This is a genomic window from Streptomyces sp. NPDC058534 (assembly GCF_042717365.1).
Taxonomy (GTDB): domain Bacteria; phylum Actinomycetota; class Actinomycetes; order Streptomycetales; family Streptomycetaceae; genus Streptomyces.
Genome location: NZ_JBHXNW010000013.1, coordinates 120,885 through 138,657 on the forward strand (window position 1 = coordinate 120,885; position 17,773 = coordinate 138,657).

Below are 17,773 nucleotides of genomic sequence, written 5' to 3' on the forward strand. Positions count from 1 at the left end.
CAGCCACGCCCGGTTGTTTTAAACACGGGCCAGGGGCCAACGGGCCCCCCGGGGGCACGGGGGTTAACCCCCTCCGGCCCGCCAACGTTTTTTTGGGGGGCCCGGGCCCGGTCCTACCTACTGAAACCGGACGCACGCGAACTCCCGAACAGGCGGTACGGACCATGAACAAGCAATTCATCCTTCATGGCCCTGGGCGACGGCACCCACAAGTTGCCGGTCAAGGCGGAGGTACGGAGGGCGATCGGGAAGGGGGAGGGCGACAGGGTGACTGTGCGGCTGGTGGAGCGGGTGGGGGCCTGAAAGAGCAGGCCTTTCAGGTGCCGGGAGCGCGGAAGGTGACCTGTCGGCGGGCGGCCTCGTCGATCTCGTCGAGGGTGAGGAGCGGGGTGGCCCGGGTGTGGAGGGCACCGCTGGCCTTGACGGTGAGGCTGACGGCGGCCATGGAGATCGGGTCGGGGAAGTCGACGATGAGCACGACGTCGTGCTCCCCGAAGGCGAAGTACATGGCCTCGACCTGCCCGCCGAGGCCGGTGACGACCTGGTCGACGGCGGAGCGACGGCCGCTGGCGCCTTCCTTGAGCAGCCCCTTGGTGCCCTCGTGCGTGTAGGTGGCCTGAATGAGAAACTTCGGCACAGCATGCCTCCTGCCCATCGTTTGTCCGGTGTACAAGGACTTTCCGCTGCCGCGTCGGCCGCTGCTCACGGACGGACTGGCTGAACTCGTGGGGATGGCGTCGGTCACCGCCTGCCCAACGCGCGGCGGCGTGGCGCAAGGTCCGGTGGTCATTGCCGCTGGGCCGGCCTGATGTTCTGGTTGGCGTTGAAGATGTTGTCCGGGTCGTACGTCCGCTTGACCTGTGCGAGCCGGTCGTAGTGGTCCCGATAGGTGGCCCGGACCCGCTCCTGGCCCTCGCCCGTACCCATGAAGTTCACGTACGAGCCGCCCATGGAGTGCGGGTGCAGCTCCTCCCAGTAGTCGACGCACCATTGCCTGATGGCCTCGGCGTTGGCCGGGTCGGGGTCGACGCCGGCCAGGACGCCGGACCAGACGGCGTCGCGGTAGCTCCACGCGGTGTCGTCCCGGCCCACCCGGTGGGCGGCCCCGTCGACCGGGTAGAGGTGCATCAGCGAGAGCTGGGTGGGGAGGTTCTCGCCGTACTTGAGGTGTACGTCCATGGCGGCATCCGGGATGCGGTCGAAGAAATCGCCGCGCCAGTACCACTGGTACCCGGTGGGGATCACGTCGTCGAGCATGCCCTGCAACGCGGGGTAGGGCATCGGTGCCGTGAAGTGGAAGGCCGGCGGTCCGGGCTCCCGTACTGCCGTGAGTGTCTCTTCGAAGCGGCTCGGATCACCGGTGTAGCACCACACGACGCCGCACATCTTCCGCCCGTGGATTTCCTCGGGGAACGGTGGGCCGGGCGGGATGACGAAGAGCGAGAAGAAGCCGTACACGTCCTCGGGTGCTTGCGGGAGGAAGTCGCGGTACCACGCCAGCACCTCGCGGGTGCGATCGACCGGCCACACGGTGATCGCGCCCCCGACGGTGTCCACCGGGTGGAGCCGGTAGGTGAAGGAGGTCACGATGCCGAAGTTGCCGCCGCCACCGCGCAGGGCCCAGAACAGGTCCGGATGTTCGGTCTCGTTCGCGGTGACGAAGCTGCCGTCGGCCAGCACGACGTCGGCGGCCAGCAGGTTGTCCACGGTCAGGCCGTACTTGCGGGTGAGGTAGCCGTGACCGCCGCCGAGCGTCAGCCCCCCGACGCCGGTCATCGAGATGATGCCGGTGGGTGTGGCGAGCCCAAAGGCGTGGGTGGCGTGGTCGAGGTCGCTGAGCTGGCTTCCGCCGCCGACCTGGGCGGTCTTGTCGACGGGGTCGACACGTACTCCGCGCATCGGCGAGAGGTCGATGGTGACGCCGCCGTCCACCAGACAGAGGCCGGGGCCGCTGTGTCCGCCACCCCGGACGGCGAGTTCCAGTCCGGCGTCACGGATGAAAGTGAGCGCGGACATGACATCGGCAGCATCCCTGCATGGCACGATGGCAGCGGGATGCTTGTCGATCATTGCGTTGTAGACCTTGCGGGCCTGGGAGTATTCGGCGTCCTGCGGACCTATGACGGGCCCGCGCAGCGCGGTCTGCATCGCTTCCAGGGTTGCACTCTGCATGGCGTTCTCCTTGGAGGAGGCGAAGCACCCCGTCCCACCCGGCCTCCGCCTCTCCGGTCGCAGCGTCGGTCGCCGATTGCCCGGTCGGCGCCGTAAGGCTGACGTGTCCAGCGTCCCGCCGATTACCGAGTCATGCAATTCCCAGAGAGCGCCAAGGCATGCGAATGCCCCTCACTCGCGCAGGTGAGGGGCACGCTCAAATCAGCTGTTTCTTCTTGTCCGCAGGTGGGTGACCTACGACGTCTGCTCAGAGCTGGATACGGGCTCGTGTGTGCCTCAGCCGACGACAGCCAGCCACTACGGCGAGGACGCCGGCCGATCAGGCGCGCGTACGCCTCGCTGCGCCCCACCGGCCTCCGCCACGTTGCGCGGCCCGTTGGAGGTCTGAACAGCGCCAACAGTTTCCCGGGTGCGATCAGCTCGATCCGTACTTCTGCAGACCGGCCTGGACATCGTCGAAATTCATCACGGGCGTGAAGGTCACCTTGGCACCGAGGTCCTGGAAGAACGGTTCGACGATGAAGGGGATGTCGGACATCTCCTTCAGGTCGAAGACGATGAATCCGGTGCGCATCCCATCCTTGTCCCCGAAGTACGCAGCCTCCGGCTTGGCTCGGTCGAGCACCGACTTCATCGTCTTGGGCAACGTCTTGCCCGTGATCGCCTTGTTCGCCTTCTCGGTGTCCATCTGGACGGTCAGCAACACCCTCATGGTCTTTCCACCTCTCACCGGCGTGTCGGCACACGCATGTTCGCCCTGCAATCGTCGTCGAGGCCCCGGGCCCTTGCATCCGGTGCAGGCCATATGGGGCGAGAGATCGGGGGCTCGTAAGCTTGCCGCGACGCGCGCGTCCGGCGGCCGGGCGGAGCGGGGCGGAGGCGGGAGCGTCGCCCGGCGCCAAGCCGTCGACCATCAACTGAGACTCGACACGCTGATCGGGGCCGCACGGGCTCAGGCGTCGAAGTCGTACTCCAGGACGTACGAAGCGGCGTCCAGGGTCATCTCGTTGACCTCGACGGCGCGGCCGCCGTCCGTGAAGGCGGTGCGGCAGATGAGGATGACCGGAGTGCCCGAGGACATTTCCAACTGCGCCACCTCGTCCTGTGACGGCATGCGTGAGCGGACCTCCTCGCGGAAGTGCACCGGCTCGTGGCCGAGTTCGGTGAGTCTGGCGTATGCACCGCCTGGCCCGGTGTCCTCCTCGGTGATGCGGGATCCGGCAACCAGGGACATGGGGAGATAGCTCGTCGCGAGCAGGACCGGCTTGCTGTCGAGGGCGAAGCGCCTGCGCCTCACGCACGCTGTGTCCTCGCCGGTCAGATTCATGACCGCGCTGACGCGTTCCGGCGGCACCTCCTCGGACACCGTGATCCGGTCGACCTCAAGTGCGCGATCCTCGACGTCTGTCGACCAGACGGAGCGGCCATTGCCCCACTGGTCGCGGGCCAGTCGGTCGATGCCTCGGCGCCGGATGGGGCGGAAGGCGCGCACGAAGACGCCGGCGCCCTTGCGGGCCTCGGCGACGCCTTCGTCACGGAGGACGCTCAGGGCCTGCCGGGCCGTCATGCGGGCCACGTCGTACGTGGTCATGAGGTCGTTCTCCCCAGGCAGTCGATCACCGGGACCGTAGTCGCCCGACTGGATCGCCTCGCGCAGGGAGTCCGCGATCCGCTGGTACTTGGGCCGACGGTCGTCGTCGGTCTTGGCCATTCCGGAACCCTCCTCTCGCCTCTCTAGACACCTTAGGCCACAGGTCGGGTGGTCGCTCGCTGCGTGTAGTCGCAGGCGTCTCGTCCGGGCGGCAGCCCACCACCTTTGGGTTGACATCTCTAGAGAGGTAATCCAATCTCAAGATGTCTAGAGAGGTTGCGTATGGGGCCTCTGCGTCTGCGCCGATCGACATGCTGCGACGGCCGGGAACCAGTGCTGCCGTGATCGCGAGGGCAGCGGGGAGTGAGTACGGATGTCCTTTGTGATCGATCGGTATCCCTGTGAGGAGTCACCGCGGCTCGGAATGATGGCCTTGCACCCGACTCCGGAGTCCGTCCCCCGAGCCCGTCGCTGGTTTCGGAGGTTCATCGCCCCGTACGAACCCCGCTGCTCCCTCGACGACTGCGTGCTGTTGGTCTCGGAGCTCGTGACCAACGCAATTCTTTACGGGAGTACGGAGTACGCCTGGTTCGTCCGGGTCGAGTGGTTCCGTGAAGGGACCAATCTCCGTGTGGAGGTGCACAATCCGGGCCTTCCGGCGAACGTACGTCTGCGCCGGCCGGATGCCTGCGACGCCCACGGGCGGGGGCTGCTCCTGGTCGACTCCATCGCAGCGTCCTGGCACTCCGGCCCGAGCCGCTTCGGGGGAACGGCCGTCTCCTTCGTGATGGCTGACGCCTGGCCCTCATGACGAACGCAGTGGACAGCAGCCCCCGGCGGCCAAGGGTGGTGGAGCGGCTGGGGGCCTGAGGGCCACGGGGTGCGCAAATGCCTCGCGGATGAGTTGCTCCGCGATCTACTGTCGGCACCATGACGTCACACCATGCGCCTGGAGGCCCCCGGACCACTGCCGATAGTGCCGGGCTGGTGATCCGGCAAGAGACCGCTGACGATCATCGACAGGTGCGCGAGGTTCACACGCGCGCCTTCGGTGACGGCGATCGGGTTCCCGGGCTCGTGGAGGCACTTCGCGCTGCGGAGGCCGCACTGGCGCCGATGTCCTTCGTCGCCGCCGTCGACGACCGCGTCGTAGGACATGTGCTGCTGAGCGCGACGAGGCTGGATGCTCCGCGCCGGATCGTGGACGTCCTGTCGCTGTCACCGCTGGGCGTGGTACCGGAGTTCCAGCGTCGGGGCATAGGCACGCTGCTCATCGCCCATGCGCTCGAAGCGGCCGACCGTCAGGGTGTGCCGTTGGTATTCCTGGAGGGTTCGCCGCGCTACTACGGCACGCGCGGCTTCGAGGGTGCCGGCGCGGTGGGCTTCCGTTCGCCGTCGCTGCGTATTCCCGAAGCCGCGTTTCAGGTCGCCCGGTTGTCCGCTCACGAGCCGTGGATGACGGGCACCTTCGTCTACTCAGAGGCTTTCTGGGCCTTTGACTGCGTCGGCCTGCGCGACCCCGAGGACTGAGGGGCCGCCCGACACGACCTCGTCTTCAGGACCGTCGCCCCCGCCCTGCGCCCTTCGCACAGGTCGGGGGCGTGATCACGTCTACTACTTCTTCTTCCCCTGGTTCTTGACCGCCTCGATCGCAGCCGCGGCCGCGTCCGGGTCCAGGTACGTCCCGCCCGGGTTCAGCGGCTTGAACTCCGCGTCCAGCTCATAGGACAGCGGGATGCCGGTCGGGATGTTCAGGCCCGCGATGTCGGCGTCGGAGATGCCGTCGAGGTGCTTGACGAGGGCGCGCAGGGAGTTGCCGTGGGCGGCGACCAGGACCGTGCGGCCGGTGAGGAGGTCCGGGACGATCGCGTCGAACCAGTACGGGAGCATCCGGACGACGACGTCCTTCAGGCACTCCGTCTGCGGGCGCAGCTCCGGCGGGAGGGCCGCGTAGCGGGCGTCGTCGAACTGGGAGTACTCGGCGTCGCGGTCCAGCGCGGGCGGCGGGGTGTCGTAGGAGCGGCGCCACAGCATGAACTGCTCCTCGCCGAACTCCGCGAGGGTCTGCGCCTTGTCCTTGCCCTGGAGGGCGCCGTAGTGGCGCTCGTTGAGGCGCCAGTGGCGGTGGACCGGGATCCAGTGGCGGTCGGCGGCCTCCAGCGCGAGCTGGGCCGTGCGGATCGCGCGCTTCTGGACGGACGTGTGGAGCACGTCGGGCAGCAGGCCGGCGTCCTTGAGCAGCTCGCCGCCGCGCGTCGCCTCCTTCTCGCCCTTCGCGGTGAGGTTGACGTCCACCCAGCCGGTGAACAGGTTCTTCTCGTTCCACTCGCTCTCGCCGTGGCGGAGGAGGATCAGCTTGTACGGTGCGTCGGCCATGGCTCCGAGCGTAATCGAACCCCTGACCCCCCGCGCGGGGCGCCCGGTGGGCGGACGGTTGACGAGAAGTGTTAATTGGGTGGCCCCGTCCGACATCCCGTTCGTAAGTTGTGCTCACCGCTTCAGCCGCTTACATCCGCTTGTATCTTCCACGGGGGTCCCATGTCCGTCGCCGGTCTCAGACGTGCCGCACGGGAGACCGTCTCCGGGCTCCCCCGCGAGTTCTGGTGGCTGTGGACCAGCACCCTGGTCAACCGGCTCGGTGGCTTCGTCGCCACCTTCATGGCGCTGTACCTGACCATCGACCGCGGCTACTCCGCCTCGTACGCCGGTCTGGTCGCCGCCCTGCACGGGCTCGGCGGGGTCGTGTCCTCGGTGGGCGCCGGGGTGATGACCGACCGGCTCGGGCGGCGGCCCACGCTGCTGGTCGCCCAGACCTCGACCGCCCTGTCCGTCGCGGTGCTCGGCTTCGTGCACCACCCCCTCGCCATCTCCGCCGTCGCGTTCGTGGTCGGCATGGCCAGCAACGCCTCCCGGCCGGCCGTGCAGGCGATGATGGCGGACATCGTGCGGCCCGAGGACCGTATCCGGGCCTTCTCGCTCAACTACTGGGCGATCAACCTCGGCTTCGCGATCTCCTCCATGGCGGCCGGGTTCATCGCCGAGGTCAGCTATCTCGCGGGCTTCCTCATCGAGGCGGGCATGACGCTGGTCTGCGCCGTCCTCGTCTTCGTGAAGCTGCCCGAGTCCCGGCCGTCGCAGGAGGGCGCCGCCGACGACGAGGGCGCGGACGTGGCCGTCTCTCTCGGGACCGTGCTGCGCGACGGGCGGTACATGAGCGTCGTCGGGCTGTCGTTCCTGGTCGCCGTGATCTTCCAGCAGGGGTATCTGGGGCTGCCGGTCGCCATGGGCGAGGCCGGTTTCACGCCCGCGGACTTCGGCATGGCGATCGCCGTCAACGGCATCCTGATCGTCGTACTCCAGATTCCCGTCACCCGGTTCATCGAGCACCGTGATCCGCGGCTGCTGCTCGTCGCCTCGTCCCTGCTGGCCGGGTACGGCTTCGGGCTCACCGCCTTCGCCGGGTCGGTCGGCGTCTTCGCGCTCACCGTGTGCGTGTGGACGCTCGCCGAGATCGTCAACGCGCCGACGCAGACCGGGCTCGTCGTCCGCCTCTCCCCTGTACACGGACGCGGGCGCTACCAGGGCATGTACACCATGTCCTGGGCCGTCGCCTCGCTCGTCGCCCCGCTGATGTCCGGTTTCGTCATCGACCGCTGGGGCGCCGAGTGGCTGTGGGGCACCTGCGCGGTCGTCGGCACGGTGGCGGCGGCCGGGTACTGGGCGCTGATGCGGGGGCTGCCGACGGAGGAGGCGGAGGTGGCGGGGGTGGCGGGGGCGGCCGCAGCCGCCTCCGGGACGCCCGCGCCCACCAAGCCCGAGATCAGCGCCGTCTGACCGGCACCGGCGCCGACAGCGCCACCGGCACCGGCAGCGCCGCTGGCGCCGGCCCCCGCCGGCCCCCCGCTCACGGGTGCATCCGCGCCCCCTTCAGCACCTTGTCCACCGCGTTCTTCGGGCCGTACACCGCGAGTCCCACCAGGTCCAGCTCCGCCGTGGGCACGGCCCGTACCGCCGCGCGGTTGTCGCGGTCGTTGCCCGTGGCGAAGAGGTCGGACGTGAAGAGCGCGCGGGGCAGGGCGCGCGACAGCACGCGCGCGTGGGCGTTCGTCAGCGTCTCCTTCGTGCCCTCGAAGACCAGCACCGGCTGGCGGAACATCGGCAGGTAGCCGACGGCGTCCGCGTCCTCGTACGGCTCCCCGATCACCTCGGGGAACTGCGCGCTCAGGCCGCTGACCAGGAAGGCCGTGACGTTCAGGCGCTGCCAGGTCTCCAGGTCCTCGCGCAGCAGGACGGCGATCTTGGTGTCGAAGCGGATGGGGGGCTGGATGGGGGTCCCATCCTCAGGAGCCTCAGGGGGTGCATCGTGCGTGCTCATACGGTGAGACTGCCGACCCGCACCCCGCCCGGTCTTGTACGTTTTTTGCATGGCCGGCCAGCGGAACGACCAGCGGAGCGTGTCCGCCTGGCGACCCCGCGTCCCGGGCGTCGTCGAGGTCTTCCACGCCCACTACACCGAGTACGCCTACCCGATGCACGTCCACGACGTGTGGACGCTGCTGATCGTCGACGACGGGGCCGTACGGTACGACCTGGACCGGCACGAGCACGGAACCCCGCACGACACGGTGTCGCTGCTGCCGCCGCACGTGCCGCACAACGGCTCGCCCGCGACGCCGGACGGCTTCCGCAAGCGGGTGCTGTACCTGGACGCCTCCCGGCTGGGGGACGAGCTGATCGGGCCGGCCGTGGACGCCCCGGACCTGCGTGATCCGCTGCTGCGCCGCCGGGTCGGGCAGCTGCACACCGCGCTCGCCCTGCCCGGCGACGAGCTGGAGGCGGAGAGTCGGCTGACGTTCGTCGGCGAGCGGCTGCGGTCCCATCTGGTGCCCCGGCACGAGGTGGGCGCGGAGCGCCGGGACCCCGAACTCGCCCGGCGGCTGCGGGAGCTGCTGGACGAACGGGTCGTCGAGGGCATCGGCCTGACGGAGGCGGCCGCGCTGGTGCCGGCCCATCCGGCCCACCTGGTACGGGCGTTCAGCGGCGCCTACGGCATCGCGCCGCACCAGTACCTGATGTCCCGCCGGGTCGACCGGGCCCGGCGCCTGCTGCTGGCGGGACACGCCCCGGCGGACGTGGCCGGGGTCACCGGTTTCTACGACCAGGCCCATCTGACCCGGCACTTCAAGCGTCTGGTGGGGGTCACCCCGGGGCGCTACCGCGGCAGCGGCGGCAGCAGCAGCAGCCACTGACGGCGGCGCCGGCCACCGGCATCAGTGCCCGCCGCGCTCGATCAGGTGCTGGAACGCCTCCAGGTTCCGCGTCGACTCCCCTCGCGCGGTCCGCCACTCGTACTCCTTGCGGATGGCGGACGCGAAGCCCAGCTCCAGCAGGGTGTTGAAGGCTCCGTCGGCGGCCTCCAGGACCTGTCCGAGGAGGCGGTCGATCTCGTCGGCGGTGACGGCGGCCAGGGGGAGTTTCGCGGAGACGTAGATGTCGCCGAGGCGGTCGACGGCGTAACCGACGCCGTAGAGCTTGAGGTTGCGCTCCAGCAGCCAGCGGTGGACGGCCGGTTCGTTCTCGTCGGGGTGGCGGATGACGAACGCGTTGAGGGAGAGCGAGTGCCGGCCGAGGAGGAGGGAGACGGTCGTCGACAGCTTGCGGGTGCCGGGGAGTTTGACGACGTAGTTGCCGGCTGCGGGGCTCTCCCATTCGACGTCGGCGTCCTTGAGCGCCCCCTCGATCACCGCTGCCGTCGTCCCGCGCGCCTCAGCCATGGTGCGAGCGTACGCGACGGCGGTGGGCCTGGATCGCGGCCGTGTAGACGTCGGCGGTGGCGGCGGCGGCGCTGCCCCAGCCGAAGGACTGGGCGTGCCGGGCGGCGGCGTCGCCCATCCTCGCCGTCAGCTCCGGGTTGTCGGCGAAGTCGCGCAGCACGCGCGCGTACGCGGCGGGGTCGTGGCCCTGGACGAGGCGGCCGGTGAGCCCGTCCCGCACGGCGACCGGGAGGCCGCCGACCGCCGCGGCGAGCACCGGCGTACCGGCCGCCTGGGCCTCTATGGCGACCAGGCCGAAGGACTCGCTGTAGGACGGCATGACCAGCACGGACGCGGCCCGGAACCAGTCGGCGAGCTGCTCCTGACCGACGGGCGGGCGGAACCGTACGACGTCGGCGATGCCGAGCCGCGCGGCGAGCTTCTGCAGGCCCTCCGGCTTGGCGAGGCCGCTGCCGCTGGGGCCGCCGACGACGGGGACGACGATGCGGGAGCGGAGCTCGGGGCGTTCGTCGAGGAGTACGGCGACGGCGCGCAGCAGTACGTCCGGTGCCTTGAGGGGCTGTATGCGGCCCGCGAAGAGCGGGATCAGCGCGTCCTGGGGCAGGCCGAGGCGGGCGCGAGCGGCGGCGCGGGCGTTGCCGCTGCGGTCCGGGCCGGGGACGGCGCCCTTGGGGAAGGGGCGGAACCGGTCGAGGTTCACACCGGGGTGGACGACGGCGACCTTGGCGGGGTCCGCGGCGTAGTGGCGGACGAGTTCGTCGGCCTCCTCCGCCGTGTTGGCGATGAGGCGGTCGGAGGCGGAGACGATCTGGGTCTCGCCGATGACGCGCGCGGCCGGTTCGGGGGTGTCGCCGTCGGCCAGGTTGGCGTTCTTGACCTTGGCCATGGTGTGCATGGCGTGCACGAGGGGGGCGCCCCAGCGCTGGGCGGCGAGCCAGCCGACGTGGCCGGAGAGCCAGTAGTGGGAGTGGACCAGGTCGTAGTGGCCGGGGCGGTGTCCGGCCCACGCCTGCATGACGCCGTGGGTGAAGGCGCAGAGCTGGGCGGGCAGCTCCTCCTTGGAAAGCCCTTCGTACGGGCCGGCGTCGACGTGCCGGACGAGGACGCCGGGGGCGAGCTGGACGGACGGCGGGAGTCCCCCGGCCGTCGCGCGCGTGAAGATCTCGACCTCGATGTTGATCGCGGCGAGGCGCTGCGCGAGTTCGACGATGTAGACGTTCATGCCGCCGGCGTCGCCGGTGCCGGGCTGGTGGAGCGGTGAGGTGTGCACGGAGAGCATGGCGACGCGGCGGGGCCTGCGCAGCAGCCGGAGCCGCGGGGAGGCCGCCGGTGAGCGACGCCCGAGCCTGCTGACGTACTGGCTCACGAGCCACTCCTCCACGCTGCGGGCATGCCGGTCGGAGGACAGACGCCGCCCTCCACGGGGTGGAACACCGGATGGCGGTGCTCCATTTCCGGTTTACCGACCTTTGCCGAATCATTACCGGCTATCGCTCAACCGTTCGAGGGCCGGGTGCGTGCCACCCCTTGGACCGCCTACGGGCGCCACCCATGGGCGCCACCTACGGGCGCAGCGCCCCGACCCCCCGCTTCCATGCCCCCGCCAGGTCCGCGCCGGCGGGAAACCTGCCGTGGATCTCGAGTACCACCATCCCGTGCGCGAACGCCCAGAAGGAGCGGGCCAGGTCCAGGTCCCCGCCGCAGACCCGCATCAGCGGCGCGGCGGCCCGGTCCTCCAGGCCGGCCGGGAGGGACGCGCGGGGCAGGGGGCGTTCGGTCATCAGGCAGTACAGGTGGGGGTGGGCCAGCGCGTAGGCCCGGTACGCCTCCGCCAGCGCCGCCAGCGAGCCGGGCTCGCGCGTCTCGGCGGCCTCCATGGCCTCGGCCGCCTCGGTGAGCGACTGGACGACCAACTCGGTCTCGACCGCCTCCTTGTCGGGGAAGTGCTTGTACAGGGAGGGGGCCTTGATGCCGAGGCGGTCGGCGATGGCCCGCAGGGTGAGCGCGGCGGGCCCGGACTCCTCCAGGAGCGTGCGGGCGGCCGCGGCGATCTCCCGGGCCCGGGGGGACAGGCGGTCAGCCACGCTGGTAGCCCTCCTTGGTGCGCAGTCCGTAACCGAAGGCGCGATCGTACGAGATGTGCGCGAGCCACCCGCACAGCGCCGCGAACGCGGGCGCCCAGGTCACCGGCGTCACGGTGTAGAGCACCGCGAGCGCGAGCGGGATCAGTGCGCGGTGGGCGGCGTTGTAGTACGGCACCGCGCGGGGCGTCAGCCGTCCCTTCTCCATGCGGGGCGCGTCGGACATTCCGACGAGGAACGTCAGGTCGGGCGCCAGGAAGAAGGCGAAGGCCAGCAGGCCCGCGACCCAGCCGTGGTTGACGGCCTCCAGGACGGCGAACGCCGACCAGAACAGCGCGCTCAGCAGCCACGCGGTGCGGCTGACGACCGTGCGGGCGGTGACCGTGCGGGCGGTGACTGCCGGCGCGACCGTGCTCATGGGTGCCTCCCGGGGAGTGGGCGAGCTAACGTCGTTAGCCACACCGTATGGCTAACGCCGTTAGCCGTCAAGCCCCCGGCAGCCCAGCACCCCGGAACCGCGCATCCGCCCCGCCGCATACCCTCGTACGCATGCCACCACCCCGCGCCCCCCGCCCCCTGGGCACGGTCACGCGCGGGACCACGAATCCGAACCGCCTGCGCCGCATGGACCGCTGGATCACGGCCACGCACGGCGCCGAACTGCGCCGGGCCGCCGACTCCGTCGCCGTCGACCTCGGCTACGGCGCGGCCCCCTGGACGGCCGTGGAGCTGCTGCACCGCCTGCGCACCGTCGCCCCGCACGCGCGCGTGGTGGGCGTCGAGATCGACCCGGCCCGGGTGGCGGCGGCCGAACCGTACGCGCGCGCGGGGCTCGTCTTCCGGCACGGCGGCTTCGAGGTGCCCGTCTCCCCACCCCCGTCGCTGATCCGCGCGGCGAACGTGCTGCGCCAGTACGACGAGGAGGAGGTCGCCGCCGTCTGGCGGCGGCTGTGCGCGCGGCTCGCGCCGGCGTCGCAGGACTCGCGCGGAGGGCTCCTGGTCGAGGGCACCTGCGACGAGGTCGGGCGCCGGCACGTGTGGGTGGCGCTGGGCCCTGAGGGTCCGCGCACGGTCACCCTCGCGACCCGCCTCGGCTCCCTGGACCGCCCCTCCGACCTGGCCGAGCGGCTGCCGAAGGCACTCATCCACCGCAACGTCCCCGGCGAGCCCGTGCACGCGTTCCTGCGCGACTTCGACCGCGCCTGGGCCGCCGCCGCGCCCTACGCCTCTTATGGCGCCCGCCAGCGCTGGATGCGCGCGGTGCGGGACCTGACGGCCGACTGGCCGGTGACGGACGGACCGGCGCGGTGGCGCCAGGGCGAAGTGACGGTGCGGTGGGAGGCGTTGGCGCCGCGCACTTGAACCCGCCGGGCGGGAACGATCTCCGTGCGGCGTTCGTCACACAGTCAGGGATACAGCAAGGGGAACAGCGAGGGGCATCGTCGTACGGCGCGGCAGAAGGGGGGAAGCAGGAGGGAAGCGCGCGGCCTCTGTCGCTTTCCGCGCCGGCATGGCACGATCCCCCGAGCGCTATGTTACTGACGGTTAACCAGTTTGGGGGCGACGTATGCGTACGGGGAAGCATGGCTTGATGACCGCTGCCGTGACCGTGGTCTGCGCGGTCACCGTGCTCGCGGCACCGGGCACCGCGTTCGCGGACCCCGGCCCCACACCGTCACGGGGCACGCCCAGCGCCTCCCCCGCCCCGGACCCCGGGCGCGGCAAGGACCTGGAGGCCGTACGCAAGAAGCTCGACTCGCTCTACCGCGCGGCCGCCTCGGCCACGGACGAGTACAACGCCGCCGAGGAGAAGGCCGAGAAGCAGAACGCCGAGATCGTCGAGCTGGCCAAGAAGATCGTCAAGGGCCAGGAGAAGCTGGACCGGCTCAAGGACCGCGCCGGCGCCGCGGCCCGCGCCCAGTACCGCACCGGCGGCCTGCCCGACGAGGCCAAGCTGATGCTCAGCGACGACCCCGGCGACTTCCTCGACGGCACCGGCCGGGTGCTCCAGGGCCAGCGCGCGACCAAGGGCCTGCTCGGCGAGCTGTCCCGCGCCCAGGAGGACCTGAAGACCTACGCGGCGGACGCCTCCGCCCGCTTCAAGAAGCTGGAGGCGAACCGCAAGACCAAGGCCACCGCCCAGAAGAAGATCGAGAAGCAGATCGCGGCGGCCGAGAAGCTGGAGTCCGAGCTGGCCAAGGAGGAGAAGGAGCGCCTCGCCGAGCTGGAGCGGGAGGCCCAGGCCAAGGCCCAGACCGCGTGGCTCGACTCCGGCATCCTCAAGGACCTCGACCGCGAGGCGACCGAGCGGGGCAGGAAGGCGGTCGAGTACGCCACCGCCCAGATCGGCAAGCCGTACCAGTGGGGCGCCGAGGGCCCCAAGTCCTACGACTGCTCCGGCCTGACCTCCCAGGCCTGGGTGGCGGCCGGGCGCACCATCCCGCGCACCTCGCAGGAGCAGTGGAAGCAGCTGAAGCGCGTCGACGTCGAGGACATGCGCCCCGGTGACCTGATCATCTACTTCGACGACGCCAGCCACGTCGGCATGTACGTCGGCGACGGCTCCGTCGTGCACGCCCCGCGCCCGGGGCGCTCGATCACGATCGCCGGAGCGGGCACGATGCCGATCCTCGGGGTGGTCCGGCCGGACCCGGCGGCACCGGAGCGGTGACGCGGGCCACGCGCTCCGCGCCGGGGACGTGAAGCGGGCCACGTGACCCACCGCACCCCCGGCGCACCCCCCGCGTGACGTTCGTCATCCCCGGTCCCGGGGCGACGTGTCCAACTGCGGCCGATAACGCGGCATATGACAGTGGCCGATGGCGGACCGGCGTGTGCTGGACCATTCCGCAGCGGCGCCGTCACCCGTTATGGTCCCCGTCGGTGGGTCGAGGTCCCTCGCCCCGCCATGCCCTCGGGGGGAGGGAAGGAAACCAAGACGATGCCCGTACCCGTACCGCGGCAGAGGGCGATCCCGGCCGTGGAGTGTGGTCAGGCGCCCGCCGCGTCCCCGGACAGCGGCCCTTCCAAGGAACAGGCCCCGCCCGGGACGAACCCGGCCGACAACCCCACCAGTCAGCGAGAGAACACCACGGAGAAGCGCGAGAGGCCCACGGGCCGCCGTGGAAGCACCATCCCCACGAACCTGACGCTGCTGCTGATCGAGGACGATCCGGCCGGCTCACCGCTCGTGCCCGACCTGATCGACCAGACCGGCAAGCCGATCCGCGTCCGCACCGCCCGCAACCTCACCGAGGCCGCGCGGCTGCTGACCGACGACGTCCACTGCATCCTGCTGGACCTCGCCCTGTCGGCCCCCGCCCCGGCCCGCGCCAACGCGGACGCCGACGGCGACGGGCGCGCGGAGGGCGACGACGAGCTGGCGGTGCTCAGGCACGTACTGGAGCTCGCGCCCCGGCACGCCGTGCTCGCGCTCACCTCCTCCAGCGATGCCGAGCGCGGCGCGGAGGCCGTGGCGGTCGGCGCCCAGGACTACCTGTTCCGCGACGAGCTGGACGGCCGTCTGCTGAGCCGGGCGATCCGGTACGCCGTGGAGCGCAAGCGGTCCGACTCGGCGGAGCGGCGCCTGGCCGAGGGCCGGCTGCGGGCGCAGGAGAACCGCCGTCTGGAGCGCGGCCTGCTGCCGACCCCGCTGCTCGCCGGCTCCCCGCTGCGCTTCGCCGCCCGCTACCGCCCGGGCCGCTCCCGCGCGCTGCTCGGCGGCGACTTCTACGACGTCGTGCGCACCCCGGACGGCACCGTGCACGCCATGATCGGCGACGTCTGCGGGCACGGCCCGGACGAGGCGGCGCTCGGCGTGGAGCTGCGGATCGCGTGGCGTGCGCTGACCCTGGCGGGGCTCTGCGGCGACGAGCTGCTCGGCACCCTTCAGCAGGTGCTGGAGCACGAGCGGGCTGACGACGAGATCTTCGCGACGCTGTGCGCCGTGGACATCTCCCCGGACGGCCGCCGCGCCGGCCTGTGCCTGGCCGGCCACCCGTCCCCGCTGGTCGCCGCCCCGGGCAGGCCCGCACGGCTGCTGCCCTACGACAACAACGGCCCGGCGCTGGGCCTGCTGCCGGGCGCCCGCTGGCCGCGTATGCAGGTGGAGCTGGGTGCCGAGTGGAGCCTGATGCTCTACACCGACGGCCTGATCGAGGGCCACATCGGCGAGGGCCGGGAGCGGCTGGGCCAGGACGGCATGGTGGAGCTGGTCCGCCGCCAGTTCGCCGAGGGTCTGCAGGGCGAGCAGTTGCTGCGGGCGACCGTCAACGAGGTCCGCGAACTGAACGGCGGCGAGCTGGCGGACGACGTAGCGGTGGTCCTGCTGGACCGGACGGCCTGAGCCGCCCGGTCCCGGTGACCGCGCTCCGCGCGGGGGTTCCCGTCAGCGCCCCGTCAGCGCCCCGTCAGCGGCCGCCGTTGTACGGCCCGTAGGGGCCGTCGCTGCTGGAGCCGCGGCGGGTGCTGCGGCCGCCGCCCGGCAGTCCGCGCAGCGCGGGCCGCACGTCGACCATGTACACGATGGTCGCGATGAGGCCGATGATCGGCAGGAACGACAGGATGTTGAAGATCAGGTTCACCACGAACGCGATCCCCAGGATGATCAGCCAGAAGGGCTTGGTCTTCTTGTCGGCCGCGCGGTAGGCGTCCTCGCGGCGCGTGGCGGCGTCGATCAAAGCGAAGCCGCTGAAAAGGATCAGGGCGATGCTCAGCAGCCACATGAAGCCTGCGAACCCCTGCATCAGCACAACGTCCACCACCAGACTCGGGTCGTCATTACGCGGTCACCGTACCCGGAGAACGGGCCGGACACCCCAAGGGTGCCCGGCCCGCTCCCACTGACCGCGTCCCCTGCCTACTTGGCGGGCGGGGTCGTCTTCTTGGCGGCGGGGCTCTTCTTGGCCGGGGCGGCCTTGCGCGGAGCCGGGGTCTTCTTCGCGGCGGCGGCCTTGTCGTCCGTGAGCCGGACGGGCTCGGACGGGGCGGGCTTGGGCTTCGCCGGCTCGACGGCGACGGCCAGCTCCTCCACGTCCTCGGCGATGTCCTCGATGCCCTCGGCGGCCTGGCCGCGCCAGGTGCGCACCGCGTGCTCGCCGCGCTCGGCGACCTTCTCGTAGGTCTCCCGGGCCTTGACGGCGTACTCGGCGGCCACGCCGACCGAGCGCAGCGCGAGGTCCTGGGCGCTCTCGCCGAGCTTCTTGAAGTCGGCGTCGAGGGAGCCGAACAGCTCGTTGGCCTTGGCCTGGAGGGTCCCCTGGGTCTCCTTGACGCGGGCCGTCGCCTTCTCCTGGACGGCCTTCGGGTCGGTGTTGCGCACGGCGTCGATACGCGCCGGGGCCTCGGTGCGCAGCTGCTCCACCAGCACCGGCACCTTCTTGGCCTGCTGGAAGGCCAGGTCGGCGGTGCCGGCGGCGAAGTAGAGCGGGGTGGGGTCGCTGAGGGTCTTGCGCAGGTCGTCGGTGATGGCCATGGTGCGGTCCTCCGGAATGACGTATTACTGAGGGTTTTGTGATGCTTTCGCGGCCGGGCCCGGTATGGAGGGGGCCCCGTCGTCCGCGTCGGTCCCGAGGCCGTTCTCCTTGCGGAAGGACTCGTAGACCTGGAGCAGTACCTGCTTCTGCCCCTCGTTCAACGAGGGGTCGGCGAGGATGACCGCGCGCGTCTCCACGTCGTCCCGGTCCCGCTCGGCGTCGAGGATCCCCGCGCGGACGTACAGCGTCTCGGCGGAGATGCGCAGCGCCTTGGCGACCTGCTGGAGCACCTCCGCGCTCGGCTTGCGCAGCCCGCGCTCGATCTGGCTCAGGTACGGGTTGGACACGCCCGCGGCGTCGGCGAGCTGCCGCAACGACAGCTGCGCGTTGCGCCGCTGCTCGCGCAGGTACTCACCGAGATTGCCGACGTTGAGCGAGGCCATGCCTCCACCATGCCCGACCCTGCTAACTATTGCAAGCAACCTGCTTGCAATAGTGCACCATTCGGCCCACCCAGCGGGCCACGCCCCCTTGCCCGGCGCTTGCGGTCGCCGCCTCGCCGCTGGCCGTCGTCGTGGTTTCGGCCGTCGCATGAGTGCGGGCGGCTGGGGGCTGGTCGCGCAGTTCCCCGCGCCCCTGGGTCGGGACGGCGAGTGCATGCCTTTAAGGGGCGCGGGGAAC

Annotated in this window: 20 protein-coding genes and 1 pseudogene; 8 read left to right on the forward strand and 13 right to left on the reverse strand. The window is 71.1% G+C overall.

The features are described from left to right. Window positions 1-177: 177 nt before the first annotated feature. Window positions 178-303 (forward strand): annotated as a pseudogene (locus ACFWR9_RS10840) (DUF1905 domain-containing protein); the annotation flags it as partial. Window positions 304-316: 13 nt separating this feature from the next. On the opposite strand, the gene ACFWR9_RS10845 reads toward ACFWR9_RS10840, so the two are convergent. The 4 genes from ACFWR9_RS10845 to ACFWR9_RS10860 form a co-directional block, all read right to left on the reverse strand. Further along, the gene (locus tag ACFWR9_RS10845) at window positions 317-637 is read right to left on the reverse strand and encodes a GYD domain-containing protein (protein ID WP_383838776.1); all 321 of its coding nucleotides are present in this window, start codon (window positions 635-637) and stop codon (window positions 317-319) included. Between the two features lie 149 nt (window positions 638-786). Further along, window positions 787-2,172, reverse strand: coding sequence for an FAD-binding oxidoreductase (locus tag ACFWR9_RS10850; protein WP_383838779.1), 1,386 nt, complete (start codon window positions 2,170-2,172; stop codon window positions 787-789). A 415-nt stretch (window positions 2,173-2,587) separates the two neighbouring features. Next, window positions 2,588-2,884, reverse strand: a complete 297-nt coding sequence (locus ACFWR9_RS10855; protein WP_383838782.1) for a hypothetical protein — start codon at window positions 2,882-2,884, stop codon at window positions 2,588-2,590. Between the two features lie 240 nt (window positions 2,885-3,124). After that, entirely contained in the window at window positions 3,125-3,883 is a 759-nt protein-coding gene (locus tag ACFWR9_RS10860) for a GntR family transcriptional regulator (protein ID WP_383838785.1), read from the reverse strand. Window positions 3,884-4,136: 253 nt separating this feature from the next. Between ACFWR9_RS10860 and ACFWR9_RS10865 the strand changes: the two genes are divergently transcribed. Next, the gene (locus ACFWR9_RS10865; RefSeq protein ID WP_383838788.1) at window positions 4,137-4,574 is read left to right on the forward strand and encodes an ATP-binding protein; all 438 of its coding nucleotides are present in this window, start codon (window positions 4,137-4,139) and stop codon (window positions 4,572-4,574) included. 176 nt (window positions 4,575-4,750) lie between these two features. After that, the gene (locus tag ACFWR9_RS10870; protein ID WP_383838841.1) at window positions 4,751-5,293 is read left to right on the forward strand and encodes a GNAT family N-acetyltransferase; all 543 of its coding nucleotides are present in this window, start codon (window positions 4,751-4,753) and stop codon (window positions 5,291-5,293) included. A gap of 84 nt (window positions 5,294-5,377) precedes the next feature. Here the strand turns inward: ACFWR9_RS10870 and ACFWR9_RS10875 are convergent, their stop codons facing one another. After that, window positions 5,378-6,139, reverse strand: a complete 762-nt coding sequence (locus ACFWR9_RS10875; protein ID WP_383838790.1) for a phosphoglyceromutase — start codon at window positions 6,137-6,139, stop codon at window positions 5,378-5,380. Between the two features lie 162 nt (window positions 6,140-6,301). Here ACFWR9_RS10875 and ACFWR9_RS10880 point away from each other — a divergent pair, with 162 nt between their 5' ends. Then, on the forward strand, window positions 6,302-7,597 hold the full coding sequence (locus tag ACFWR9_RS10880; protein ID WP_383838793.1) for an MDR family MFS transporter: 1,296 nt from the start codon (window positions 6,302-6,304) through the stop codon (window positions 7,595-7,597). A gap of 70 nt (window positions 7,598-7,667) precedes the next feature. Here the strand turns inward: ACFWR9_RS10880 and ACFWR9_RS10885 are convergent, their stop codons facing one another. After that, on the reverse strand, window positions 7,668-8,138 hold the full coding sequence (locus ACFWR9_RS10885; protein ID WP_383838796.1) for a DUF2000 family protein: 471 nt from the start codon (window positions 8,136-8,138) through the stop codon (window positions 7,668-7,670). A 49-nt stretch (window positions 8,139-8,187) separates the two neighbouring features. Here ACFWR9_RS10885 and ACFWR9_RS10890 point away from each other — a divergent pair, with 49 nt between their 5' ends. Continuing rightward, the gene (locus ACFWR9_RS10890; RefSeq protein WP_383838799.1) at window positions 8,188-9,012 is read left to right on the forward strand and encodes an AraC family transcriptional regulator; all 825 of its coding nucleotides are present in this window, start codon (window positions 8,188-8,190) and stop codon (window positions 9,010-9,012) included. A gap of 21 nt (window positions 9,013-9,033) precedes the next feature. Here the strand turns inward: ACFWR9_RS10890 and ACFWR9_RS10895 are convergent, their stop codons facing one another. From ACFWR9_RS10895 to ACFWR9_RS10910, 4 genes are all read right to left on the reverse strand, one after another. After that, window positions 9,034-9,537 (reverse strand): YbjN domain-containing protein, encoded by a 504-nt coding sequence (locus ACFWR9_RS10895; protein ID WP_383838801.1) that lies wholly within the window; start codon window positions 9,535-9,537, stop codon window positions 9,034-9,036. After that, window positions 9,530-10,903 carry a D-inositol-3-phosphate glycosyltransferase gene (mshA, locus tag ACFWR9_RS10900; protein ID WP_383838804.1) on the reverse strand — a complete coding sequence of 458 codons (1,374 nt, stop codon included), beginning with the start codon at window positions 10,901-10,903 and terminating at the stop codon, window positions 9,530-9,532. The genes ACFWR9_RS10895 and mshA overlap by 8 nt, the downstream gene beginning before the upstream one ends. Window positions 10,904-11,099: 196 nt before the next feature. After that, the gene (locus tag ACFWR9_RS10905) at window positions 11,100-11,609 is read right to left on the reverse strand and encodes a TetR/AcrR family transcriptional regulator (RefSeq protein WP_383838844.1); all 510 of its coding nucleotides are present in this window, start codon (window positions 11,607-11,609) and stop codon (window positions 11,100-11,102) included. A 4-nt stretch (window positions 11,610-11,613) separates the two neighbouring features. Then, window positions 11,614-12,036, reverse strand: coding sequence for a DUF4260 family protein (locus ACFWR9_RS10910; protein ID WP_383838807.1), 423 nt, complete (start codon window positions 12,034-12,036; stop codon window positions 11,614-11,616). A 158-nt stretch (window positions 12,037-12,194) separates the two neighbouring features. On the opposite strand from ACFWR9_RS10910, the gene ACFWR9_RS10915 reads away from it, so the two are divergent. The 3 genes from ACFWR9_RS10915 to ACFWR9_RS10925 all read left to right on the forward strand — a co-directional run bounded on the left by ACFWR9_RS10915 (window position 12,195) and on the right by ACFWR9_RS10925 (window position 15,963). Continuing rightward, entirely contained in the window at window positions 12,195-12,980 is a 786-nt protein-coding gene (locus ACFWR9_RS10915) for a class I SAM-dependent methyltransferase (RefSeq protein ID WP_383838847.1), read from the forward strand. Between the two features lie 205 nt (window positions 12,981-13,185). Then, window positions 13,186-14,289 (forward strand): NlpC/P60 family protein, encoded by a 1,104-nt coding sequence (locus ACFWR9_RS10920; RefSeq protein ID WP_383838810.1) that lies wholly within the window; start codon window positions 13,186-13,188, stop codon window positions 14,287-14,289. Between the two features lie 270 nt (window positions 14,290-14,559). Then, the gene (locus ACFWR9_RS10925) at window positions 14,560-15,963 is read left to right on the forward strand and encodes a PP2C family protein-serine/threonine phosphatase (RefSeq protein WP_383838813.1); all 1,404 of its coding nucleotides are present in this window, start codon (window positions 14,560-14,562) and stop codon (window positions 15,961-15,963) included. 64 nt (window positions 15,964-16,027) lie between these two features. Here the strand turns inward: ACFWR9_RS10925 and ACFWR9_RS10930 are convergent, their stop codons facing one another. The 3 genes from ACFWR9_RS10930 to ACFWR9_RS10940 all read right to left on the reverse strand — a co-directional run bounded on the left by ACFWR9_RS10930 (window position 16,028) and on the right by ACFWR9_RS10940 (window position 17,535). Then, on the reverse strand, window positions 16,028-16,363 hold the full coding sequence (locus ACFWR9_RS10930; protein ID WP_383838816.1) for a DUF2516 family protein: 336 nt from the start codon (window positions 16,361-16,363) through the stop codon (window positions 16,028-16,030). A gap of 113 nt (window positions 16,364-16,476) precedes the next feature. Further along, the gene (locus ACFWR9_RS10935; protein WP_383838819.1) at window positions 16,477-17,091 is read right to left on the reverse strand and encodes a hypothetical protein; all 615 of its coding nucleotides are present in this window, start codon (window positions 17,089-17,091) and stop codon (window positions 16,477-16,479) included. Between the two features lie 24 nt (window positions 17,092-17,115). Then, on the reverse strand, window positions 17,116-17,535 hold the full coding sequence (locus ACFWR9_RS10940) for a helix-turn-helix domain-containing protein (protein WP_383838822.1): 420 nt from the start codon (window positions 17,533-17,535) through the stop codon (window positions 17,116-17,118). Between the last annotated feature and the right edge of the window lie 238 nt (window positions 17,536-17,773).